25 protein-coding genes are annotated in these 23,026 nt (G+C 69.5%); 6 read left to right on the top strand and 19 right to left on the bottom strand.

What is annotated here, in order from left to right; translation table 11 throughout:
* Positions 1-54: 54 nt before the first annotated feature.
* Genes LJE69_RS02355 through LJE69_RS02345 form a run of 3 tightly spaced genes read left to right on the top strand, consistent with a single transcriptional unit; the run spans position 55 to position 3,288 of the window.
* On the top strand, positions 55-1,332 hold the full coding sequence (locus tag LJE69_RS02355; protein WP_296921104.1) for a sulfotransferase: 1,278 nt from the start codon (positions 55-57) through the stop codon (positions 1,330-1,332).
* On the top strand, positions 1,326-2,507 hold the full coding sequence (locus tag LJE69_RS02350) for a glycosyltransferase (protein ID WP_296921102.1): 1,182 nt from the start codon (positions 1,326-1,328) through the stop codon (positions 2,505-2,507). Before LJE69_RS02355 ends, LJE69_RS02350 begins: the two co-directional genes overlap by 7 nt.
* The gene (locus LJE69_RS02345) at positions 2,476-3,288 is read left to right on the top strand and encodes a polysaccharide deacetylase family protein (protein ID WP_296921092.1); all 813 of its coding nucleotides are present in this window, start codon (positions 2,476-2,478) and stop codon (positions 3,286-3,288) included. Before LJE69_RS02350 ends, LJE69_RS02345 begins: the two co-directional genes overlap by 32 nt.
* A 126-nt stretch (positions 3,289-3,414) precedes the next feature.
* On the opposite strand, the gene LJE69_RS02340 is transcribed toward LJE69_RS02345, so the two are convergent.
* From LJE69_RS02340 to LJE69_RS02330, 3 genes are all read right to left on the bottom strand, one after another.
* Positions 3,415-3,909 (bottom strand): low molecular weight protein-tyrosine-phosphatase, encoded by a 495-nt coding sequence (locus LJE69_RS02340; protein ID WP_296921089.1) that lies wholly within the window; start codon positions 3,907-3,909, stop codon positions 3,415-3,417.
* 75 nt (positions 3,910-3,984) lie between these two features.
* Positions 3,985-4,440, bottom strand: a complete 456-nt coding sequence (locus LJE69_RS02335; protein ID WP_296921087.1) for a hypothetical protein — start codon at positions 4,438-4,440, stop codon at positions 3,985-3,987.
* 342 nt (positions 4,441-4,782) lie between these two features.
* On the bottom strand, positions 4,783-5,187 hold the full coding sequence (locus LJE69_RS02330) for an OsmC family protein (RefSeq protein ID WP_296921084.1): 405 nt from the start codon (positions 5,185-5,187) through the stop codon (positions 4,783-4,785).
* Positions 5,188-5,367: 180 nt separating this feature from the next.
* Here LJE69_RS02330 and LJE69_RS02325 point away from each other — a divergent pair, with 180 nt between their 5' ends.
* Positions 5,368-5,667: a hypothetical protein gene (locus tag LJE69_RS02325; protein WP_296921081.1), complete on the top strand. Its 300-nt coding sequence runs from the start codon at positions 5,368-5,370 to the stop codon at positions 5,665-5,667.
* Positions 5,668-5,819: 152 nt separating this feature from the next.
* Here the strand turns inward: LJE69_RS02325 and kdsB are convergent, their stop codons facing one another.
* The 6 genes from kdsB to LJE69_RS02295 all read right to left on the bottom strand — a co-directional run bounded on the left by kdsB (position 5,820) and on the right by LJE69_RS02295 (position 13,160).
* Entirely contained in the window at positions 5,820-6,599 is a 780-nt protein-coding gene (kdsB, locus tag LJE69_RS02320; protein WP_296921077.1) for a 3-deoxy-manno-octulosonate cytidylyltransferase, read from the bottom strand.
* A 73-nt stretch (positions 6,600-6,672) separates the two neighbouring features.
* Positions 6,673-7,713 carry a tetraacyldisaccharide 4'-kinase gene (gene lpxK / locus LJE69_RS02315; protein WP_296921074.1) on the bottom strand — a complete coding sequence of 347 codons (1,041 nt, stop codon included), beginning with the start codon at positions 7,711-7,713 and terminating at the stop codon, positions 6,673-6,675.
* A gap of 106 nt (positions 7,714-7,819) precedes the next feature.
* Positions 7,820-9,616, bottom strand: a complete 1,797-nt coding sequence (gene msbA, locus LJE69_RS02310) for a lipid A export permease/ATP-binding protein MsbA (protein ID WP_296921072.1) — start codon at positions 9,614-9,616, stop codon at positions 7,820-7,822.
* Positions 9,613-10,041, bottom strand: a complete 429-nt coding sequence (locus LJE69_RS02305) for a biopolymer transporter ExbD (protein ID WP_296921069.1) — start codon at positions 10,039-10,041, stop codon at positions 9,613-9,615. The genes msbA and LJE69_RS02305 overlap by 4 nt, the downstream gene beginning before the upstream one ends.
* A complete protein-coding gene (locus LJE69_RS02300; protein WP_296921068.1) occupies positions 10,038-10,667 on the bottom strand; it encodes a MotA/TolQ/ExbB proton channel family protein in 630 nt (209 codons plus the stop codon). The genes LJE69_RS02305 and LJE69_RS02300 overlap by 4 nt, the downstream gene beginning before the upstream one ends.
* Before the next feature lie 129 nt (positions 10,668-10,796).
* Positions 10,797-13,160: a DNA internalization-related competence protein ComEC/Rec2 gene (locus tag LJE69_RS02295; protein ID WP_296921065.1), complete on the bottom strand. Its 2,364-nt coding sequence runs from the start codon at positions 13,158-13,160 to the stop codon at positions 10,797-10,799.
* A 186-nt stretch (positions 13,161-13,346) separates the two neighbouring features.
* Here LJE69_RS02295 and LJE69_RS02290 point away from each other — a divergent pair, with 186 nt between their 5' ends.
* Positions 13,347-13,892 (top strand): DUF2062 domain-containing protein, encoded by a 546-nt coding sequence (locus tag LJE69_RS02290; protein WP_296921064.1) that lies wholly within the window; start codon positions 13,347-13,349, stop codon positions 13,890-13,892.
* Here LJE69_RS02290 and lolD read toward each other — a convergent pair.
* The 10 genes from lolD to fur all read right to left on the bottom strand — a co-directional run bounded on the left by lolD (position 13,844) and on the right by fur (position 22,174).
* Entirely contained in the window at positions 13,844-14,551 is a 708-nt protein-coding gene (gene lolD / locus LJE69_RS02285) for a lipoprotein-releasing ABC transporter ATP-binding protein LolD (protein ID WP_296921159.1), read from the bottom strand. The genes LJE69_RS02290 and lolD overlap by 49 nt on opposite strands.
* Positions 14,552-14,594: 43 nt before the next feature.
* Complete coding sequence (locus LJE69_RS02280) at positions 14,595-15,875, bottom strand: lipoprotein-releasing ABC transporter permease subunit (protein WP_296921061.1); 1,281 nt, start codon at positions 15,873-15,875, stop codon at positions 14,595-14,597.
* A gap of 262 nt (positions 15,876-16,137) precedes the next feature.
* Positions 16,138-16,956 carry a hypothetical protein gene (locus LJE69_RS02275; protein WP_296921058.1) on the bottom strand — a complete coding sequence of 273 codons (819 nt, stop codon included), beginning with the start codon at positions 16,954-16,956 and terminating at the stop codon, positions 16,138-16,140.
* A gap of 96 nt (positions 16,957-17,052) precedes the next feature.
* Positions 17,053-17,793 carry an S-methyl-5'-thioinosine phosphorylase gene (locus LJE69_RS02270; protein WP_296921054.1) on the bottom strand — a complete coding sequence of 247 codons (741 nt, stop codon included), beginning with the start codon at positions 17,791-17,793 and terminating at the stop codon, positions 17,053-17,055.
* A 305-nt stretch (positions 17,794-18,098) separates the two neighbouring features.
* Positions 18,099-18,563 (bottom strand): hemerythrin domain-containing protein, encoded by a 465-nt coding sequence (locus LJE69_RS02265; protein ID WP_296921051.1) that lies wholly within the window; start codon positions 18,561-18,563, stop codon positions 18,099-18,101.
* Between the two features lie 256 nt (positions 18,564-18,819).
* On the bottom strand, positions 18,820-19,380 hold the full coding sequence (locus tag LJE69_RS02260) for a hypoxanthine-guanine phosphoribosyltransferase (RefSeq protein ID WP_296921048.1): 561 nt from the start codon (positions 19,378-19,380) through the stop codon (positions 18,820-18,822).
* An 81-nt stretch (positions 19,381-19,461) separates the two neighbouring features.
* Positions 19,462-20,214, bottom strand: coding sequence for an ABC transporter permease (locus LJE69_RS02255; protein WP_296921157.1), 753 nt, complete (start codon positions 20,212-20,214; stop codon positions 19,462-19,464).
* 73 nt (positions 20,215-20,287) lie between these two features.
* Positions 20,288-21,208: a nickel ABC transporter permease gene (gene nikB, locus LJE69_RS02250; protein ID WP_296921045.1), complete on the bottom strand. Its 921-nt coding sequence runs from the start codon at positions 21,206-21,208 to the stop codon at positions 20,288-20,290.
* A 5-nt stretch (positions 21,209-21,213) separates the two neighbouring features.
* Entirely contained in the window at positions 21,214-21,702 is a 489-nt protein-coding gene (locus tag LJE69_RS02245; RefSeq protein WP_296921042.1) for a L,D-transpeptidase, read from the bottom strand.
* Between the two features lie 55 nt (positions 21,703-21,757).
* Positions 21,758-22,174, bottom strand: coding sequence for a ferric iron uptake transcriptional regulator (gene fur, locus LJE69_RS02240; RefSeq protein WP_296921155.1), 417 nt, complete (start codon positions 22,172-22,174; stop codon positions 21,758-21,760).
* Positions 22,175-22,487: 313 nt separating this feature from the next.
* On the opposite strand from fur, the gene LJE69_RS02235 reads away from it, so the two are divergent.
* The gene (locus LJE69_RS02235) at positions 22,488-22,850 is read left to right on the top strand and encodes an outer membrane protein assembly factor BamE (RefSeq protein WP_296921039.1); all 363 of its coding nucleotides are present in this window, start codon (positions 22,488-22,490) and stop codon (positions 22,848-22,850) included.
* The last annotated feature ends 176 nt before the right edge of the window (positions 22,851-23,026 follow it).

The following is a 23,026-nucleotide window of genomic DNA, read 5'->3' as shown; positions in this document are numbered from 1 at the left end:
GACGCCGATGGGGCGGCGGCCACCCACCACCGGCTCCGGCCCACGCGCAAGCGGATGCTCCAGCTCTTCATCACCAGCACCACGCGTTTCCTCGGCATCGCACTCGGTGCACTGCTCCGCTCGCCGGACGGTGTCAGCCCCATCAGCGCGCGCCGCGTGCTCGTGATGTTCGGCTTCCTGCCGGTGTTCGCGCTCGCCCAGGGCCTGCACTGGCTCGGCTTCCTGCTGGACGAAATCTTCTTTCGCGGCTATCGCCGGGTGCAGATTCGCGGGCCGCTGTTTGTGCTCGGCGTGCCGCGCAGCGGCACCACCAACCTGCACGCCGTTCTGGCCCGGGACCCGCAGTTCACCACCTTCTCCACCTGGGAGTGCCTGTTCGCGCCATCCGTGTCGCAACGGCTGTTCTGGCGCGCACTGGGCCGGTTGGACGCGCGCATCGGCGCGCCGTTGCGCCGCCTGCTCCGGCTCGCCGAGAGGCGCGTGTTCGGCGCCCTGGATGATGTGCACGCCATGAGCCTGGACACCCCGGAAGAAGACTACTTCGCACTGATGCCGGTGCTGAGCTGCTTTATCCTGGTGCTGGCGTTCCCGCGCTCGTCCCACCTGTGGCGCATGGGTAACTTCGACCGCGACATGCCGGCCACCGAGCGCAAGCGCCTGCTTGCCTTCTACGCCAACGCATTGCGCCGCCACCTGTACGTGCACGGGCCGGACAAGCGCTTGTTGTCCAAGAACGCCGCCTTCGCCTCTCTGGCCAATGGGCTCGCCGATACCTTCCCGGATGCCCGCTTCCTCGTCTGTCTGCGCGACCCCGCGGAGACCGTGCCCTCGCAGCTCAGCTCCATCCGCGCCGGACTCGCCTTCTTCGGCGTGCCGCCGGACAGCGCGCCGATCCGCGAGCGCTTCGTCGGGCAACTGGCCTTCTACTACGATAACCTGCGGCAGCTCGCCGAGGTCCACGCCCCCGCGCGCACCGTCACCAAAACCCTGCCGCAACTGAAGGCGGACCTGGCGGGTGCCGTGCGCGACGCCTACCAGCGGCTCGGCCTGCCGCTGGCGCCGAGCTTCGCCGCGACCTTGACGCAGGCGGCGGCGCCGGCGCGTGCCTACCGCAGCGGCCACCGCTACGACCTGGCGCAGTTCGGTCTCGACCCGGCTGCCATTCGGCGCCGCTTCGCCGGCGCCTACGCCCATCCGGCCCTGGCGCCGGGCGCCGACGCATCCGGCACCGACGATGGGCAAAGCGAGTGCCCACCGCCCGCGCCGGCACGCCACCGGACCAAGGCCGCCACGGCCGTGTCCCTGAGCGTCGAGGGCATGCCGAGATGCTGAGCACGTCGCAGAACGACAGCGCCCTCGACGCCACGCAGGCGGCCCAAGCAGGCATGCTCGACGGCACTGGTCTGCGCATCGCCATCGTCTCGGACGCGGCGCCCGAGCGCAACGGCGTCGGCGCCTACTACCGCGACCTCGCCGAGCACCTGAAGGCCGTGGGCGCGCGCGTCGATCTCATCTCACCGCGCTTCCGCGCCGGCCAATGGTACGGCGGCCTGGCGCTACCGCTCCCGGGCGATCCGACCCAGCGCTTCGTGCTGCCGTCGCTGCCGCTGGTGATGCGGCGCCTGGGCCGGCTACAGCCGGACGTGGTCATCGTGCCCACGCCAGGCCCCTTCGGCATGGTGGGCATGATGCTCGCGAAGCGTCGGCACGCACGGATCGTGGTGGGCTTCCACACCCATTTCGAGCGCCTGGCCGAGCTCAATGACGATTGGCTCGCGCGCGGTCGGATCGCGCAGGCCTACCTCAACACCTGCAACCGCGCCCTGTTCCGCAAGGGCGCGCTGGTGCTGGCCAATTCCGAGGAGATGCTCGACATCGCCCGCGGCATCGGCGCCAAGCGTGTGGGTCTGATGGGCACCCCCATCCCCAAGGCCTTCCTGGACGCCCCGCCGAAGCCTCTGAGCGCCAACGTGCGGCGCGTGCTGTTCGCCGGCCGGCTGGCACCGGAGAAGAACCTGGGCGCCGTGGTGGAGGCGGCCGCCGCGCTGCCGGACATGCAGTTCCAAGTGGCCGGCGACGGTCCCCTGCGCCAGTGGTTGCTGGACGAGGCCGAGCGCCTGCCCAACCTGCACTATGTCGGCTGGGTCAAGCGCCAGCAGATCATGCCCCTCATCGACAGCGCGGACGTGCTGGTGCTGCCGTCCACCGTGGAGTCCTTCGGCACTATTGCACTGGAGGCCATGGCACGCTCACGGCTGGTAGTGGTGTCCTCCGAATGCGGCATCCTGAGCTGGGAGACGCTCCAGCGCGGGCTGTTCCAGATCCACGGCAACGAGACTCTGGGCGACACCCTGGCCCGGGTGCGGGCACTGGACCATGCCATTCTGGAGCGCAAAGCCGGCATCGCCCGGGAAGGCGCACGGGAGCTCAACGAGCGCAATCTGCGCCACTGGCTGCGCGTACTGCGCGACACGGATGCCGGCGGTGCGGACGTTGTCTCCATCTGACCATCCTCCGGCCGCGGCGCTCCCGACACCACCACGGGCGCTGGTCTCCGTGCACGACCTGATGCCCGCAACCATGCCGGCGGTGCGCCGCACCCTGGCGCTGCTGGAGCACCATGCCGTGCACCCTGTCACGCTGCTGGTGGTGCCCGGCACGGGCTGGGACGCCCGCGGCATCGAGGAGCTGCGGGCGCTGGAGCGTGCCGGCTACCGCCTCGCCGGGCACGGCTGGGAGCATCGCACCGCGCGCATCCACGGCCTGCGCCACCGCCTGCACAGCCTGTTTCTGTCCCGCAACGTCGCCGAACATCTGGCCTTGGACCGCGACGGCGTCCTGGCGCTGATGCGCCGCTGCCGGGACTGGTTCGAGGCTCAGGGCCTGGCGCCACCGGGGCTGTATGTACCGCCGGCCTGGGCGCTCGGCGCGGTGAGTGCCGACGATCTCCGCGCTGCCGGCCTGTTCCGACAGGTGGAGCTGTTCTCCGGTGTGCTGGACGTCGCCAGCGGGCGCGTCGCGCCCTCGCCCGTGCTCGGCTACGAGGCGGACGCGGCCATCCGCGGACCCGTGTTGAAGTTGTGGAATGCGTGGGGCCGGTGGCGAGCGAGCGCATTGGGCCGGGTGCGCATCGGCATCCACCCGCGGGACCTGGACCTGCCGCTGCGCGCGGCGCTGGAGGCCGACCTCGAGCGCTTTTACCACTACACCGACTACGCGGCGGCAACGGATGGTGCCGATCACGGTGCCGGCGGCGGCTCACACAGATTGGGCGAGAATCTTCGGTAGATCGGGCTGAGCCAAGAAACCCGCCATGGCCCGTGCCGTGATCGCCCGAGCATCGGGCCTCCTGCGTCGGCACGACCGACACGCGCAGCGCCGGCGCCCGGCGTCCGCGTTAGGCCGGCGAGATCGTCACAGGTGCCGCTGGCGGATATCCTCCAGCAGGCCCGCCGCGGCCTCCTCCACCATGTCGAACACGGCCTCGAAGCCGCCGGAGGCCCCGTAGTAAGGGTCCGGAACCTCACGCATGCGCGCCTGTGGGGCATGGTCCATCAGCAGCGTCACCCGCCGCTCCAGCCCGCGCCCGGGCGGGCACAGGTCGGACAGGGCGTGGTAGTTGTCCTGGTCCATGACCAGTACGTAGTGATAGTGCTCCAGGTCCGCCGCCGTGACTCGTCGCGCGCGCAGGTCGGAGAGATCGATGCCCCGGCGCCGCGCCGTCTCCTGCGCCCGAGGGTCGGGTGGCTCGCCCACGTGGTAGGCATGGGTGCCGGCCGAGTCGATCTCGATGACCTCCGCCAGACCGGCTTCCTGCACCAGCTTGCGGAACACACCCTGCGCCGTCGGCGAGCGGCAGATGTTGCCCATGCAGACGAACAGGACCTTGACCGTTGCGCGCTCCGTCATGCCTCTCTCTTCGCATCGTCGATGGATTGCTCGATAGCGCCGATTCTAGCATTCGCGGCACATCGGTCTTCGCGATCACGGCCACTTGCGCTGGAGCGGCGAGCTCCAGCGCGACCGCTTCCCGAACGGCAGGCGATACTGCTGCATCTGGCGATCCAACCGCTGCGCCTCCTGGGCCCGGTGCTGTCCGGCACGCCAGCGGGGCGGCGGCATCTCGGGTGGCGGCGTCACGCCCGGCGCCTGACTATAGCGCTGCCCATATACCTGCTCCCGGCTCCAGCGCTGGCGCTGCTCAAGGGCCGCAAAGTCGTTGCGCTGCGTCCGCTGGATGCTGGACAGCGCGCGCCGCTCGCGCAGATCCAGCGGTGCCACCCGCTCGCGGTAGGCACGCTGGTCTTGCTCCAGTTGGAGCCAGCCCGCCGCCGACGCGTGCGGACCGGCGTGCAGCGGCGTCCACGCGCCGCCGGCCAGCATCGCCAGGACCAGCCCCAGCGGCAGCGCACGCACCCATACCGCACCTTTTCGGTGCAATATGACGAGCGGGTGGACAGCATTGGACCATCCGCGTACTCGACGCCGCCGGTTGAGCCGCGCTTCTTCAGGGCAACCGGCCTGCGGCAAACGCCGCCAGGGCGTTCGCAGTAACTTGGCACTGAACATGCTTAGTCTCCAGTGCGAGGCGGAAATCCCTCTCTGCCGTTTCCGTCCTCTGACCTCCTCAGTGGTGAATTGGCCCCGCGTCTCCGCGGGGCTTTTTTTTTGGGGCAAATTTCAGGCAAGGCCGACGCATCCGCTGCCGTCCGAGGCTTCGCCATGATGGCCAGCGACTCAGCGGTCCCACTTGGTCTAGCGGCCCGATCCCTGCCCCCAGCTTCAATCGGTCTCTGCCACGACCACCTCGAACTGCGGCGCCGCGCCGAGCTGACGCTTGACGGCACAAAGCTCCATGGCCCGCACGATGCCGCCCCGGTACTGGGCCGGGAAGCCGTCCGGCAGGCGCAGGTGCAGCCGGGCGACCGAGCGCTCCGGGTGCTTGGCGTCGCCTTCCCACTCCATGGCCAGGTCGAGGCCCGCCGTGTCGATGTTCCTCGTTTGACAGAAGTTCAGCGCGAAGATGCCGCTGCATGTCGCCAGCGACGCGAGGAACAGCGTGAACGGCGCCGGCGCCGAACCGGCGCCGCCATGCTTCTCCGCCTGGTCGGTGGCGATGTGGAAGCCGTCGACGCTGACGTCGACGCGCTTACCACCGGGGAAGGAAACCTGTAGCCTTTCTGACATGCAAAAAACCCTATGATGAAAATTGATACTCGCAATAGAGCCGGAAAGAAGCGCACAATTAGCGGGCCGTTGCGGGCGGTCCCAAGGGCCGCCCCGCCCAAGTTTCATAAGCCCCAGCTTCGTAAGCCCCCAGCTTTCTAAGCCCAGCTTCGCAAGCCATAAGCACGATCAGGAGCCGCCATGCAAGCCACCGAAGAGCTGATGTCACGACTGCGCACCCATCTCGGGCGGCGCCTGCAACTGGCGGGACGCCCGTGGCGCCTGGTCGAGGTACTGGCCGCAGACGGCAGGCTGGTGCTGGAGAGCCAGGAGGCCGAGCCGCCGATCCAGCCCGATCAGTACGGCAACGCCGTCTATCGCGCCCCCGAGCATTTGGAGGTGGCGCTGCTCACCGCAAAGGGCGAGCCCAGCCCCAACCTCATGCGGCTATTGCAGACCCTAGAGGAGCAGGCCACCCGTACATCCGCGCTGTACGGCTGATCCCCACGCACCTCGACCCGGCGTGGCGCCGCCATCGCCGCCAGCCGGGCGCTGGTGCACTGGCGCGAACATGCCGACCCCGCCCGCAGCGGCGGCCGGCGTGTCGCCCTCCGGGCGACAAGGGCAAGGAACGCAAGCGCCACCACGACGGCCTACCGCTCGCCTTCCTTTGCCCGCAGCCACGCCAGCACCGCGCGCACGTCGTCCTCGGTATCGACCCCGGGGCCGGGCGGCGCCTGCGCAATTTCCACGCTGATGCGCTCGCCATGCCAGAGCACCCGGAGTTGCTCCAGCGACTCCGCCGTCTCCAGCGGTGCCGGCGGCCAGGCGACGAAGCGCTCCAGGAAGCCCACGCGGTAGGCATAGAGCCCGATATGCCGCAAGAAGGTCGTGCCCTTCGGCAGCTTCGCACGATCGCCCAGAAACTCGTCGCGATGCCAGGGCACCGGCGCGCGGGAAAAATACAGCGCCGCACCGTCGGCGGCGGTGACCACCTTGACCACGTGGGGGTCGAACAGGGTCTTGGCCTCGGTGATGGGCGTCGCGACCGTGGCCATCTGCAAGGCGCTGTCGCGCAGCAGCGCATCGGCCAGTTGGTCGATCAGCGATGGGGGCATGCAGGGCTCGTCGCCCTGGAGGTTGACGATGACACTCTCCGGTGCCCAGCCGCGGACCGCCGCCACCTCGGCGATGCGGTCCGTGCCGCTCTGGTGCCGCGCCGCCGTGAGTACGGCATCGGCGCCGATCTCGCGGCAGTGGGCGAGCACCCGCTCGTCATCGGTGGCGACGACGACCTCGCCGGCGGCACTGGCCTGCGCCTGCTCCCAGACGCGGGCGATGAGCGTCTTACCGGCGATGTCCAGCAGCGGTTTGCCGGGCAGCCGGCTGGCGCCGTGGCGTGCGGGGATGACGATGCGGAAGCTGTTCTGCATGGGTGTTCGGTTCCTGCGCTGGTGCTGACAATTTCAGGCGATGGCGCACGCAACGGGTGTTCTTCACACCCGCTCAGCCGCCCGCCCCGGCGGGTTGTGTCGGCAGGATGCCGCGCCGAGCCAACAGCCGGTCCAGATCGGCAACAAAGCCGGGCGCCGGCACGGCCATCACCGGGACGTACCACAGATCCGGCCGAAGCCGGCCCGCCGGCGGCAACCGGCGCACCTTGACGGCATCCTTCTCGGTCATCAGCACCGGACCCTCGCCCCAGGCGGCGATGTCAGCGCCAGCGAAGCGGTGATGGTCCGGATAGAGCCGGGCATCGACGCCGATGCCGTGCGCCGCGAGCATACGAAAAAACCGCCCCGGATTGCCGATGCCGGCCACCGCCGTGATCCGCCGGCCGGCGAAGGCGCGGAGCGGGCGGCTGTCGCCGGGGTCGGACAGGCTGACCGCCGCGCGGGGCTCGAGCGTCATCGCCGGCAGGCCGGGCTGGCCGCCGCCGGTGGCAATGACGAGATCCACGCGGTCGGCGCGGCCGACGGGCTCGCGCAGCGGCCCCGCCGGCAGGCAGCGGCCATTGCCGTGGCCGCGCTCGCCGTCCACCACCAGGATCTCGCACTGACGGCGCAGCCGATAGTGTTGCAGGCCATCGTCCGTGATCACGGCGTTGCAGCCGCGCCCGTGCACCAGCGCGCGGGCCGCGGCCACCCGGTCGCGCCCGACGGCAACCGGTGCGGCGCCGTCCGCGGCGAGCAGCACCGGCTCGTCGCCATAGGCCGCCGGATCGGCATCCACGGGCACCACGCGGACATCCGAGGCGACGTTATCGGCCGCCGCGTAGCCGCGGCTCGCGATGCCCGGCCGCAGGCCCAAGTCCGCGAGATGCCCGGCCAGCCAGCGCACCAGCGGCGTCTTGCCGGTGCCGCCGACGCTCAGGTTGCCGACGACGAGCACCGGCGCGCCGGCGTCGAAGCTCGCGAGCCAGCCACGCCTGTAGGCGGCGGCCCGCGCCGCCGCCACGCCGCAGTAGAGCCAGCCCAGGGGTGCCAGGACCGCCGCCAGCGCACGGGCCGCCGGCGCGGAGCCGTACCAGAGGTCCGTTGGCGTCATGCGCCCGGCACCGCCCGCAGCGGCGCCCGTGGACTCCGGACCGGACCCAAAGCTGAACCCAGTGCTGGCCCCAATGGCGGGCTCGATGTTGGCCTCGGGGGCGGGCTCAATCCGCGAGGGCCTCCGCGGCGGCCGGCGCGGGCACGTGCAGCTGCGCACGTTGCAGGCGGGCGTAGTAGCCGCCGGCGGCCAGCAGTTCCCGGTGGCTGCCTTGCTCCACGATGCGCCCCTGCTCCAGCACCACCACCCGATCCACGTGCTCGATGGTGGACAGCCGATGCGCGATCACCAGTGTCGTGCGGTGGGCCATCAGCGCCGCCAGCGCCTGCTGGATGTGGCGCTCGGCCTCGGTGTCGAGCGCCGAGGTGGCCTCGTCCAGGATCAGGATGGGGGCGTCCTTGAGCATGGCGCGGGCAATGGCGAGCCGCTGTCGCTGGCCGCCCGAAAGCAATATGCCGCGGTCGCCCACCAGGGTGTCGAAGCCCTGCGGCAGGGCGCGGATGAACTCCAGCGCGTGCGCGGCCTCGGCAACGCGCTTGATCTCGGCCCTTGACGCCCCCGCCGCCGCACCGTAGGCGATGTTGTCCGCCACGCTGGCGTTGAACAGTACGATGTCCTGGGTGACCAGCGAGATCTGCGCGCGCAGGCTCGCCAGGGTCACGGCGCGGTGGTCGATGCCGTCAACCAGAATCTGCCCCGCGCTCGGGTCGTAGAAGCGCGGAATCAGGCTCACCAGCGTGGTCTTGCCACTGCCGGAGCGCCCCACCAGCGCCACGCTCTCGCCGGCGGCGATGGAGAGGCTCAGCCCGTGCAGCACCGGCCCCTTGCCGGCATCGTAGACATGGGTCACGTCGCGGAAGGCGATCTCGCCGCGCACCCGCTCCAGCACCTGCCTGCCGGTATCCTGCTCGACCTCGCTGTCGAGCAACTCGAACAGGCTGTCGGCGGCGACGATGCCGCGCTGGAGCTGCGAGTTCACGGCCGTGAGCCGCTTCACCGGCGGCAGCATCAGGCCCATGGCCACCACGAACGACATGAAGGTGCCGACGGTGATGTCCTCGCGCAGCCCCTGCAGCGTGGACAGGTACACGATGATGCCGATGGCCACGGCGGAGAGGAGCTGCACCACCGGGACGCTGATGGACTCCACCGCGATCACCTTCATTTGCAGCGACCGCGTCTTCTCGTTGATGGCCGAGAAGGTCGCGGACTCCGCCCGCTCGCCGCCGAAGGCCTTCACCACGCGGTGCCCGTCGATCACCTCCTGCGCCACGTGGGTCAGGGAGCCGATACGGTCCTGGATGCGCGCCCCGTAGCGGCGGAAGCGCCGCGTGGCGTACTTGACGGAGAATGCCATCACCGGCCCGATGAGCAGGAAGATGGCCGACAGCGCCGCGTCCAGGTAGAGCATGTAGGCCAGCAGCGCCACGGCCGTAAAGCCGTCGCGCACCACGGTGGTGATGGCGGAGGTGGCGGCGTTGGCGACGTTCTCGACGTTGTAGGTGAGCTTGGCCAGCAACTGACCCGTGCCGTTGGCGTCGTAGTAGCGCGTCGGCGCACGCAGCAGGTGGTCGAACATCGCCTGGCGCAGGTCCGCCACCACGCGCCGGCCAACCCAGTTGAGGCAGTAGTTGTTCACGAAGCCGGCGACGCCGCGCACGACGAACACCGCCACCAGCGCGATGGGCATCAGCCGCACGATCTTCGGGTCGCGCTCGACGAAGCTGCCGTCCAAGAGCGGCTTGATCATGGCCGCGAACACGGGCTCGGTGGCCGCGAACACCAGCATGCCGGCGATGGACAGCGTGAAGATGCGCCAGTACGGCCGCACATAGCCGAGCAGGCGTGCGTAGACCGAGCGCCCGGCGCCGCTGCCCGCGGCCAGCGACATTGGCTCGCTCATTGGGTCCCTTCGCTGTGACTGGCGGCGAAGGCGACGTGGCTGATGCCCAACTGGCCCAGGGCGTCCAGCGCCGTCATCACCGCCTGGTGGGGAGTCTTCGCGTCCGCCTTGATGAGCACCGGCAGGTCGCGCTTGTCGCCTTTTACCACCTCGGCCAGCGCCCGGCGCAGGGTGCCGGCATCGGTACCGAGCACCTGCTGGCCGTCCACGTAGTAGCGTCCGGCGACGTCCACCACCAGTTCGACGAGCTGCGTCTCGCCCGCCTTGGCAGGCTCGCCGTGCGCCCGTGGAAGCTCCAACCGCAGCCTGGCGTCGTCGTTGAAGGTGGTGGACACCATGAAGAAGATAAGCAGCAGAAAGACGACGTCGATGAGCGGCGTCAGGTTGATGTCCGGCTCGTCGCGCCGGCTGGGGCGGAGGTTCATCGCGATTCGGCCTCGCCCGCCTCGCGCTCGCCCTGCATCACCTCGATGAGCCGCAGCGCCTGCTCCTCCATGGCGATGACGATCTTGTCCACCCGGTTATTGAAGTAGCGGTGGAACATCAGCGCCGGAATGGCCACCGACAGGCCCGCCGCCGTGGTGATCAGCGCCTGCGAAATGCCGCCCGCGAGCACGCCAGGGTTGCCGACGCCAGCCTCCATGATGACGCCGAAAACCTTGATCATGCCGAGCACGGTGCCGAGCAGACCCAGCAGCGGCGTCACCGCGGCGATGGTGCCGAGGGTGTTGAGATAGCGCTCCAGGTCCGCCACCACCTGGCGGCCGGTGTCCTGGATGGCCTCCTTCATGACCTCGCGGGAGTGAAACCGGTTCACCAGCCCGGCCGCCAACATGCGCCCGAGGGCGGAGCCCTCGCGGATCTCGGCGATGCGATCGTCGTTGAGCAGATGCCTGCGGTGCATCTGCCAGATGCGCGTCACCAGGTCGTCCGGCATGATCACGGCCCGGCGCAGGGCCCAAAAACGCTCGATGACGATGGCCATCGCGGCGATGGAACAGAGCAGAATCGGCCCCATGAGCCAACCGCCCGCCCGCAACAACTCGAACACCTGATCAATTACTCCCGCAGCATCGGACCGGCGCTTTGTCCGGTTCCAAATCGCGGAATCATAACAGTTCAGGCGCCACGTCACCGCCGCCAGGCCGTTGTCGTCATTGGACGCCTCACGGCCGACACCTCACGGCAGGTGCCGCCAGAGTCGCGGCGCCGCAGCGCGCTCGCGCCTGGGCGCCAAGGCGCCCTGCACCCGCGGCAGCGTCAGGCGAACCGCGCCGTCCGTGGCCGTGTTGGCGGTGGCGCTGCCGATGTCCCGCGCCCGCGCAACCACCGGGGCGTTGGGAAAGCCGAACCGATTCCCAAAACCCGCGGAGAACCAGATCCAGTCCGGCGCCACGGCGCGCAGCAAGGTCCAGGTGCTGGAGCTGTCGCTGCCGTGATGCGGCGCAACCAGCACGTCGGCACGCAATTTGTCGCCGTAGCGGGCCACCAGGCCGGTCTCGGCGCCCGCCTCGATGTCGCCGGTGAGCAGCACGCTGCCACCTGGCGTGGAGACGCGCAAGACGCAGGAGGCGTCGTTGCCGGTCTCGGCGGTGTCATCCGGATGCAGCACCGCGAACCGGACGCCGTCCCAGCGCCAGGCGTCGCCGGCGCGACAAGGCTCGGCCCCGACGGCGTCGATCTCATCCGGCTCGCCGCTGATGATGCGCCGCACCGGCAGGTGGTCCATGAGCCCCCGCAGACCGCCGGCGTGGTCCTGATCAGCGTGCGAGGCCACGGCGAGGTCCACCGCCGCCACACCTTGATAGCGCAGGTAGGGCGCCACCACCGCCGCACCGGTGTTGAAGCCGCTCGGCCAGCGCGGCCCCATGTCGTACACGAGCGTGTGCCCCGCGGTGCGCACCACCACGGCGAGCCCCTGCCCCACGTCCAGCATGGTCACGGTCGCCTCACCGTCGCGCGGCGCCGGCGGGCGTGCCGTCGCCAGCGGCAACAGCAGCACCAGGCCGAGCCAGCGCCCCGGAATACCACGCGGCGCCAGCAGCAGCAGCGCGCCGGCGCCCGCCGCCAGCCAGACCCAGGTGGACCGGCCACCCAGCGCGACCCCGGCCGGGTCCCAGGCTGCGATCTGCTGCAGCGCGGCAAAGCCCAGATTCAACAGCGCCGCGACAGGCCACAGCGCCCCGCTCCAGTCGCCCGCCAGCGCGACACCGGCCGAGAGCAGCACCAGGGGCAGCAGCAGCCCGAACAACGGCACCAGTAACAGGTTGACCGCCGGCGCCACCAGCGACGCGCGGCCGAAGAACAGCAGCAGCAGCGGCAGCAGACCGATGGCGACCGCCCACTGCGCCCGCCCCCAGCGGACCAGTGCAAACGGCGGCGCCAGGCGCAGCCCCAGCGCATAGAGCAGCATGGCCACGGCGCCAAAGGACAGCCAGAAGCCATAAGACAGCACACTGGACGGGTCGAGCAGCAGCACCACCAGCAGCGCCAGACTCAGGCCCGAGAGGGGGCGCAGCGTGCGCCCCAGCATGGTGGCGAGCAGCAACACCGCGAGCATCGCCAGCGCCCGCCGGGTGGAGATGGAGAAGCCGGCGAGCCCCGCGTAGGCCGTCGCGGCCGCCAACGCGGCAACGGCCGCCGCACGTGGCGCCGCGACACGCCGCGCGAGCCCCGGGAGCCAGGCCCAGGCGCGGCGCACAAGCAGCAACACCACGCCGGCCACCAGCCCAACGTGCAGGCCGGAGATGGCGATGAGATGGCTGGCGCCGGTGCGCGCCAGCACATCCCATGCGTCCGGCGTCAGCCCGCCGCGATCACCCAGCACCAGAGCCGGCACCAATGCCGCCGCCGGCCCCGCCGGCAGCAGCGCGTGGAGTCGATCACGCAGTTGCTGCCGCCAGCGATCGAGCCAATGGGTGCCGGGGTCCGCATCCAGCAATTTGGCGTCCGCGGCGTCCGTCACATGGCCGGTGGCGGCGATGCCGCGCTGGAACAGCCACCGCTCGTAGTCGAAACCACCTGGGTTGACGAAGCCATGCGGCGGCTTGAGGCGCACATGCAGGCGCCAACGCTCGCCGACGCGCAGGACCGGCGCATTGCGGTACCAGGACAGCCGGACCAGGCCATGAAAGCCACGCGGCCCACCGTCGGCACGCAGCGCGTCGACTTGGAACAGAAAGCGATGCGCGTATCCCCGCGCCTCCGGCAGTGACGCGATGCGCCCCTCGGCCACCAGGGTGCGATTGATGAGGTTCTCCGGGAAGGGCCGGCACAACACACGGCAGGCATCGGCATCGGCCCAGAGTGCGCCGCATGCCGCGACACACAGACCCAGCGCGGCCGGCAACAGGGCCCGCCACCGGCGCCTGGGCCACAGCCATGCCAGCAGCACCAGTGCCAAGGCGCCCAGCACGACCGCCAACAGCGACCAGACGCTCGGCAACCGCGGCAGGGCGAAAAAGCCGCCGACTCCGGCGGTGAAGGCGATGGCGGCCGGCGCCGGAGACCAGCGCGGGGAATGGGGCTCGCCTCGGCGATCCATGGGTTCGACGACGGACGAATCAGCGCCTACACGCCGACGCTGCATGACGCCTGCCCGGCAACGGCGGACGCGCGGTGCAGGCATGGAGCCGGCCGCGCGCTTGCCCACACCGCGCGGCATTCGCGGCAGCCAAGCCTGGCGTATACTCGATCACGCTCCGCCCACTGAGAGTCCCGGCCCGACAACGTGAGACGCTGGCTCAAGGGCATCCTGCCCGACCCACATGTGATCCTGCAGAGCCGCTGGATTCGCGTCTTCGGGACCCTGTTGCAGGACCCGAACCTCTGGCACCTGAACCGCCGCTCCGCATCGGGCGGCGTCGCCGTCGGCCTGTTCATGATGTACATGCCACCGTTCGGCCAGGTGTTCATGGCCACGGCGGCGGCCATCAAGCTGCGCGTCAATCTGCCCATCGCGGCGTCGCTGGTGTGGCTCACCAACCCGGTGACCATACCGCCCATGTACTATGGCGCGTATGCGGTGGGCGCCTGGCTGATGGGCCAGCACATTCGCACCTTCGAACCGCAGTTCTGGTTCGATTGGCACAACTGGCTCGGCGTGCTGGGGCCCATGCTGCTCGGCTGCTTCATCTTTGCCAGCCTGGCGGCCACCATCGGCTATTTCACCGTGCAGTGGCTGTGGCGCCGGAGCCTGTTGCGGGAGATCGAGCGCCGACGGCGCCGCTATGCCGCCGCTCGCGTCAACACGCCGTCATCCAACCGCCAGATCTGATCCGTCCGCGCCGCGAGGTCGGGGTCGTGGGTGACGATGACGAAGCTGGTGCCCTGCTCGGCGTTCAGCTCCAGCATCAGCTCGTAGACACCGCCCGCGGTGTGCCGGTCGAGATTGCCGGTGGGCTCGTCCGCCAGCACGCAGTCCGGCCGCATCACCAGGGCGCGGGCGATGGCCGCCCGCTGACGCTCGCCGCCGGATAGCTCCGAGGGCTTGTGCGTGAGCCGATGATCCAGACCCACCCGCGCCAGCAGCGCTGTGGCCCGCTCGCGCGCCTCGGCCGGACTGGCGTCGCCGATGAGGAGCGGCATGGCGACGTTCTCCAGCGCCGTGAACTCCGGCAGCAAGTGATGGAACTGGTAGACGAAGCCGAGCCGGCGGTTGCGCAGCAATCCGCGGGCACGCTCGGACAGACGCATGGGGTCTTGCCCGCCCCAGAGCACCTGGCCGGCCGTGGACCGCTCCAGGCCACCCAGGCAGTGCAGCAGCGTGCTCTTGCCGGAGCCTGAGGCGCCGACGATGGCGATACGCTCGCCGCGACGCACCGCGAGGTCCACGGCGCGCAGCACTTCCACCTGCTGCGGCCCCTGGCGAAAGATCTTGCCCAAGCCGCGGGCCTCCAACACCGGTGCCTGCTCGCCATCCGCCGTCTCACCCATCGGCGCACCGGCCACGCTTGGGCGCTGCCCGCCCGGCCCGAGGTCATTCATAGCGCAGCGCCTCCGCCGGATCGGTGCGCGACGCCCGCCACGCCGGATACAGCGTTGCCAGCACTGACATCACGAAGGCGCCGCCACCGATGTGCACCACGTCGCTCAGACGCACCTCCGACGGCAATTCGCTGATGTAGTAGATGGTGGGGTCCAGGAAGTGCACACCGAAAAGGCGCTCGATGGCGCCGACGATGGGCTCGACGTTCCAGCCCAGCAGCACGCCACCGATGACGCCGAGCACCGTACCGGCGACGCCGATGGCGGTGCCCTGCACCATGAAAATGGACATGATCCGCCCCGGCGAGGCACCCAGGGTGCGCAGCACGGCGATGTCGGCACGCTTGTCCGTCACCACCATCACCAGCGTCGAGACGATGTTGAACGCCGCCACCGCGACGATCAGGAACAGGATAATGGTCATCATGCGCTTTTCGGTGCGCAGCGCCGCGAAGAAGTTGCGGTGCACCTGCGTCCAGTCCGTGACGCGGTAGCCCATCACGGCCGCGGGGCCGTCCGCCGGGGCGTCGGCATTCAGCGCATAGGCGATCTCGCGCGACACCAAGGGCGCGTCGAACATGTCCTTGAGCTTGAGCCGCACCCCTTCGGCGGCGTCGCCGAGACGCATCAGCAAGGCCGCGTCGGCCATGGACATGAAGCCGGCGCCGCGGTCGTAGTCGGACATGCCGACCTCGAACAGCCCGACCACATTGAAGGCCTTGAGCCGCGGCATGACGCCGACCGGCGTCGCGTTCAGCTGCGGTGTCACCACGGTCACCTTGTCGCCCACACCGACGCCTAGCAAGGCGGCCAGCTCGGTGCCGAGGACGATATTGAAGCTGCCGGGGGTCAGGTCATCGACGCTGCCCACCACCATGTCGGCGCGCAGGTCCGACACCGCGTCCTCGCGGTCCGGCACGATGCCGCGCAACAGCGCCGCCTGGGTCCGCCCCGCGTTCATCAGCATCGACTCCAGTTCCACGAAGGGGGCCGCGCCCTCCACCTGCGGATAGCGCTGCGCCTCCTCCACCAGGGTCTGCCAATCGCGGATGCCGCCCTCGGGCAGACTGATGGTGGCGTGGGCGGCCATGCCCAGGATGCGGTCCTGGATCTCCTTGTGGAAGCCGTTCATCACCGACAGCACGACGATGAGCGCGACGATGCCGAGGGTGATGCCCAGCATCGAGACCAGCGAGATGAACGAAATGAAGTGGTTGCGTCGCTTCGCCCGCGTGTAGCGGAGACCGACGAACAACGGCAGGGGTCGGAACATGGGCGGCGATTAGAGCATGTTCCGAGCGCACGGAACAGTGACGGCGCGGCGGCTGCGCCTGAATGACCCGCCATGAGAGCGCTAAGCGTGTTGCGCCACGCCGGGCACCCATCCAGCCGCGAGCGTCCACCGCGCGGGTGCGGCTGAAGGAAACCGGGATGCACCGAGACCGCCTCCGCACGAGCGGTGGCGGTCCTGTTCGCGGGCACCCTGGCCGTACAGCCGGCCAGGTCGCCCGATCAGTGCCCAAGGCCCGGCGGCGTTACTGGCTGGATTCACTCGCCGGCGCCGCCGGCGCGGGAGGCGCTCCGTAGCGGGGATACATTGGCATCGGCGGCATGCCAGGTTGCATCGCCGGCGCGCGGTTACCGTAGTACTGCTGCCACCGCTTCTGCGCCTCTTCCATGGCCTGCCGGCGCATGGCCTCGTACTGTTTCATCAGCTCAGCCCGCTGCGACTGGGCGTCCTGGGCCGAGGGCGCCGGGGGACGGCTCAGCATCGCCGGCGGCTGGGGACGTGCGGGTGCCGCGCCCGCAGCTGCTGGCTGCGCGGGCGCCGGCGTTGGCACCGCAGACGGCGCGCTCGTCGTCTGCTGCCGGACCGGCGCTTGGGCCGGCGCTTGTGCCGGTGCTTGGGCGGGGGCCTGAGCTTCGGCCGGCGCTGGTTGAGCTTGGGCCGGGGCCGGAGTCGGGGCCGCGGACTCAGCGGCTGCCTGCGCAGGCTTGGCAGGCTCCTCGGGCTGCGAAGGCTCCTTGCGCATCACGGCCTGCGCGAACGCTTGGGCCTCGGCCTTGCTCACCTTGTCCTCGCGGCCGGCGGGCTGCGCTGCCGGTGCTGCGGCAGGCTCTGCCGACTCGGATGCCTGCGCAGAGTCAGCGTCGGCCGCAGCCTCCGTCGCGGGAGCGCTGCCCTCTTCGGTGGCGGGCGCCTTGCTGGCAGCGACGGGGGCGGTTACTGCCTGCTCGCTGCGCTGCACGGCACCGAGATACAGGTAACCGAACAGCAGCACAAGGCTCCAGAGCAAGACCTTGGGCAGAAATTTAAGCCGGCTGTTGGAAGCTTGATCACCGGAATCGGCCATGGTGTTCACCTCGTTCTGCGAAATTCAAGACGCGCATAATAACCCTTGTCGAAGCATGGCGCCCGTACGACTCGGCGAACGAGCACGTGCGGGGCATCAAGCGGCGGCCACGAACGCCAGCAGGAGTCGGCGGACGCTGTCCTGGCAGCGCACCAGATTGGCGCGGATCTCGCCCATGCCCACCTCACCTTCGCGCTTGCCGGCAGCCCAGTTGACGACGAAGGCGAGCAGCGCGTAGTCGAGCGCGCGCTCGCGGGCCAGCACCGCCTCCGGCATCGCGGTCATGCCGACGAGGTCGCAGCCGTCGCGCTCGAGCCGGCGGATCTCGCCCGCCGTCTCCAGCCGCGGTCCCTGGGTGACGGCATAGGTGCCCCCGTCGCGCGGATCAAGGCCAAGCCCCTGAGCCGACGCGAGCAGCCGCTCCCGCAGTACCTGCGCGAAGGGCGCGGAAAAGTCCACATGCACCACGTCCCCACCGGCGCCGTCGAAGTAGGTGGACGGACGGCCCCAGGTGTAGTCGATGAGTTGGTCTGGCACGCACAGCCGCAGCGGCCCGCAATCGTCTGCAATGCCGCCGACGGCGCCGAGCGCGACGATCTGCGTGACGCCGCTGTCGCAGAGCGCCTGAATATTGGCACGGTAATTGATTGCATGAGGCGGAATGCCGTGGTCCGCGCCGTGCCGTGGCAGAAAGCGGAATTCCTGCCCGTCGTGTCTTAGCGTCAGAAGCTCCGCCGACGGCGCGCCATAGGGCGTTTCGACCCGCTGACGGTCGACGATTTCCGTCTCCGGCAGGGCCGTGAAGCCGGAACCCCCGATGATGCCGAGAAGGCCCATGAAACATGCTCCTTGATCGGCCCGGGGCAGCGCCACCATGGCGCCCCCGCGGCGCGGCGGCGATGAACGCCGGGGAGTCTACGCGCCGCGCACTGTGCCGGCAAACGCCAGGGAAGGTGCGCGGGGAAGGTGCGCGGGTGCGGGGGTCGGTAACGAAGGCCGGTGCTGCATGGCACCGGCTTCGGGCGAAGGACTATGGCGGCACGACGCCGCCCGCGGCGATGCACTCGGGCTGGCGGGGCTCGGGCTCGCTGGTGATGCGGCGCGCGGCCAGGTGCCGGAACAGGTGCATGTCAGGTGCCCGGTTAGGCCCCTGATCTGGCGCGTTGCGCCGCGTAGCCCGAGAACATCCCGATCTCCACGAGCTTGGGGAACAGCACCTGTTCTTCACGATCGATGCGGTAGCTCAGCATGTCGAAGATCTCGCGCGACTCCTCCAGAAACTCCTCCGTAAAGTTGAAGTCGCAGTCCTTCAGCCATTTCTTGTAGTACTCGTCGAAGGTGCGTCGCAGCGGCTTCTCGCCGCTGATGAACCCCCAGGCGATGGATTTGACCTTCGGGTCCTCATGGATCAACAGGTTCGGGTAGAGCTGCCGGTCCTCTTCGGCAAGGTGGGCCTTCACCTTCTTGGCGAGGTCGCACATGAGCTCGTAGGCGGTCTTGGCGTTCGGCCGGATTTTTAGATGCTCGGCGGTCATGATCGAGCGCAGGTCGTCGATCATCTGGCGCAGTTCGGCGTGGCTATTGCGATAGCCATCGAGTGATTGCATGACCCATCCTCCTCGTTTGTTTGCGGGAGCCGCCGGCTGAATCGCGGCGTTGCGGCGCAGGCACGGGCAAGGCGGCTCCGGGTCCCGCGCCGACCCCCACCCGTCGGTAGGATTTCGCGCAGGCCACGTTACTTTATCCGGTTTAACCCATAGCCGCAGTAATGTCAATAAGGCACTAATTATATTAGCGTTTCACAGAACTGGCAGAGCTCGCGCAGGATTCCGATCGCGGCTCTCGAGCGTACTGCCGACGGGGTCAGGTATCCTCGTCCGCGGCGGCGTAGATGCCGCGCAGATTGCGGAAATAGCGCTTGTAGTCGAGCCCGTAACCCATGACGTAGCGGTCAGGGATGGTCAGGCCGACCACATCGGGCCGGTAATCGGTCTGCGCCGCTCCCTCCTTCAGCGCCAGCACCGCGGCGGTGACGCTGGCGGCGCCATCCTCGCGGCAGGCCGCGACGATGGCCTCCATGGTGTGTCCCTGGTCGAAGATGTCGTCCACCACCAGCACGTGCTCGCCGCGCATGGCCTCCGCCGGGCGGTGCTGCCAGTGCAGGTCGGCACCGCTGAGCGCGCCGCGGTAGCGGGTGGCGTGCACGTAATCCAGCCGCAGCGGGAAATCCAGGCGCGGTAGCAACAGCCCGGTGACGACGATGCCGCCGGTCACCACGGACAACACCAGCGGGTCCTTGTCGCCGAGTCTCGCCCTGATACCGGCCGCCATGCCATCCAGGGCGGCATCGACCGCGGCCCGATCCGCCAGGCACTCGGCGCGCGACAGCACGGCGGCGTAATGATCCGCGGGCATCTTGTCCATGGTTGTGGTCCCCCGGGGTTGGAAGGGTTGGAACTGTCATGGAAGCGGGGCCGGCCGCGCGCGCGGGCGGCAAAGGCAGGCTCAACGGGCGGCAGTACGCACATCCAGGCGGTCGCGCAAGCGGTCTCCCAGCAGGTTTACCGCCAACACCACCAGCATGAGCGCGGCACCGGGTGCGGCCACCAGGTGCGGGGCCGTCAGCATCTGCGAGACGCCGTCGCGGATCATGGTGCCCCAGGACGCCGCCGGCGGCTGTACGCCGAGCCCGAGGAAGGATAAACCAGCCTCCGCGACCACCGCACCGGCGACGCCGAAGGTGGCCTCGACGATCAGGGGGGCGGCGGCCAGCGGCAACAAGTGGCGCAGCAGAATCCGCACTGGCCCCGCGCCGAGGGCACGGGCGGCGAGCACGTGATCGCGGCCGCGCAGCGAGAGCACCTGCGCCCGCAGCAGCCGCGCATAGCCCACCCAGCTCACCACCGCCAGCGCGATGACGACGTTGCCGAGGCCGGGGCCGAGGATGCCCGCCAGCGCAATGGCCAACAGGATGCCCGGAAAGGCCAGAAAGACGTCGATGATCCTGACAATCACCAGATCCACCCAGCCGCCCGCGAAGCCGGCAATGCCGCCGAGCAACGCCCCGATGGCCGCGGACACCAGCACCACGCCGAAGCCTACCGCCAGCGACGTCCCCGCGCCGGCTGCCAGCCGCGCCAGCACCGGGCGGCCCAGGTCGTCCGCGCCGAGCGGCAACGTGGCGGAGGGCGGCGCCAGGATGCGCGGCAGGTCCACCTGGTTCGCGCGCCCGGCCAGCAGCGGCCCCAGCAGCGCCATGCCGAGCCACGCGGCCAGCACCAGCCACGGGAAGAGTCTCGCCAGCCGGCGCGGCGTCACTGCCCCGCCGGCCTCAGCGGGCGCCGATGCGTGGATCGATCCACACATAGGCCAGGTCCGTCAGGGCGTTCACCAGCACGTAGCACAGGCTGATCAAGAGCACGCAGCCCTGCACCACGGGGAAGTCACGCGCCTTGATGGCGTCCACCAGCAGGCTGCCGATGCCGGGCCACGCGAACACCGTCTCGGTAATGACGGCGCCCGCCAGCAGACCGCCGAGTTGGAGGCCGATGACGGTGAGCACCGGCAGCCACGCGTTGCGCAGGGCATGGCGCCAGAGCACCGCGGCCTCGCCGAGCCCCTTGGCGCGGGCGGTGCGGATATAGTCCTCGCCGAGCACCTCCAGCATGCTTGCACGCACCATGCGCGCCAGGATTGCCGCCAGCGCCGTGCCCAGGGTGATGGCGGGCAGGACGATGGACGCGGGCGCCTCATCGCCGCTGACCGGCGTCCAGCCGAGCCAGAGCGAGAACACCAGGATCAGCAGCGGCCCAAGCCAGAAATTGGGTATCGAGATGCCCGCCAGCGACAAGGTCATGGCCGCGGAGTCCAGCGCGGTCCCGCGAAAGCGCGCCGCCAGCATGCCGAGCGGAAGCGCGACCACCAGCGCGATGCCGAGCCCGGCCAGCGCCAGCCTGAGCGTCGCCGGCAGCCGCTCGGCGAGGATCGCCGCCACCGGCCGCTGGTCCAGGAAGGACTGCCCCAGGTTCAGGTGCAGCAAGCCGGTGATGTAGCGCCGGTATTGCTCCCATAGCGGCAGGTCGAGTCCGAGCGCCGCGCGCAACGCCAACCGGTCGGATGCCTGCGCCCGCTCGCCCAGCATCGCCTCCACTGGATCGCCGGGTACCAAGTGGATCAGCAGGAACACCAGAGTACAGACGCCCACCACCACCACCAGCGCGGCGCCCAGTCGGGTCAGGATCGCGGCAGGCACGTTGTTCAGCAGATGTCCACGCGGGTGCCCGCGGACACGGCGTCGAACAGTTCCAGCAGGTCCGCGTCCCGCATGCGGATGCAGCCGTGGGAGCGTGGCATGCCCATGGGCTCGGTGGGCGCACAGCCGTGGATGTAGATGAACCGGCGCAGGCTGTCCACGGCACCACCGCGGTTGCGGCCGCGCTCGGTGCCGGTGAGCCAGAGGATGCGGGTGAGTATCCAGTCCCGCCCCGGGTGTTCCGCCGCAAGCGCGGGGCTGTAGATCTCGCCGGTCCAGCGCCGCCCACGGAACACCGCACCCGCCGGGCAGCCCGCACCGATCTTGAGCCGGATGCGATGGCGTCCACGCGGTGTACAGCCGCTGCCCAGCAGCTCGCCGGCGCCATTGGCGGCGGTGGAAATCATGTAAGTGCGCTCGCTGTCGCCATCGCGCAGGGTCAGCGTCTGGCGCGCCAGATCGATGTGGATGTCGGAGCGGGCGTTTTGCGGCATGGCCTCGGCAGGGTAGTACGGCCGGATCGGCGCACGGGCAGCCGGCCGGGCCTCCTCAGGAGGATCCGCGACACTTGTTGCATACGCCGTAGATGATCAGCGAATGATCCTCGATCTCGAAGCCGTGCTCCGCGGCGATGGCGCGTTGGCGCTCTTCGATGACCTCGGACAGGAACTCCACGACGCTGCCGCACTTGACGCAGACCAGGTGATCGTGATGGCCGCCGCGGTTCAGCTCGAACACCGACTGACCGCCCTCGAAGTGATGCCGACAGACGAGCCCGGCGCTTTCGAACTGCGTCAGCACGCGATAGATGGTCGCAAGCCCGATCTCCTCGCCGGCGGCGAGGAGCTCCTTGTAGACGTCCTCCGCGCTCAGATGCCTGAGCGTGCTGGTTTCCAGCACGCTCAGAATCTTGACCCGCGGTAGCGTAACCTTGAGGCCGGCCTGCTTGATCTGTTGATTTTCCATCATTGCGTCATGTCCCCGCAGCGCCCGCGGGCAAGTGAAGTGTCCGCACAGCCTGCGATAGACTTGTCGGGCTCAACCTGCTGTCCACAACGACATGTTCAAAACGAGCGGCGCACACCGTTCACTGACCAACGCCTCCCCCACTGCCCTGTCGAGCCGACTCGGCAGCAGTCACGAAGTCTTGGGACCAATGCGAAAGATTGTCATTCTCCTAATCAGCCTCGCTATTGCCGCACAAATCGGATGCGCGCGCAACACGAAGAACGACGTGTACCGGGAGCCGGCCCTGGCCGATCTCCCCTTCGTGTACAAGATGCCCGTTCAGCAAGGCAACATCGTCAGCAAGGACATGCTGGATCAGCTGCGGCTCGGCATGACCAAGGACCAGGTCCGCTACGTGCTCGGCACGCCGATGCTCATGGACATGTTCCACACCGACCGCTGGGACTACACCTACACCCTGCAGCGCGGGCGCGGCCCGATGGAGGAAAAACCACTGACGCTGTTCTTCGAAGACGATGCCCTGGTGCGCATCCAGGGCTTCGTGCCGCCGGACCGGCATGAGGGCATCCCCGGCGAGACCGAGCACGAGGTCGTCGTGAAGGTGCCCGACTGGGAGGAGAAGAAGGGGCTTTTCGGCCGGGCCCTGGACGCGGCAGGGGGCGGAAAGGACTAGCGCAGCAGGGCGCAAGTCCCGAGACCGTCTCAGAGGTCGATTGCGCCACGCTCCTCCACCCTACAGCCAACCGAGCAGCGACACGACGCGGCACGACGCCAAGTTGTCGGCAGAGCGAGAGCGGCCCTGGCCGGCCGCGCACTCAGTTGCGCGCTGCCGGCCGCGCCGCGCCGCGC

Origin of the sequence: Thiohalocapsa sp. (genome assembly GCF_022340605.1) — a bacterium.
GTDB lineage: Bacteria > Pseudomonadota > Gammaproteobacteria > Chromatiales > Chromatiaceae > Thiohalocapsa.
Note: the sequence above shows the minus strand (reverse complement) of the source record. Positions and strands in the feature narration are given on the sequence as shown.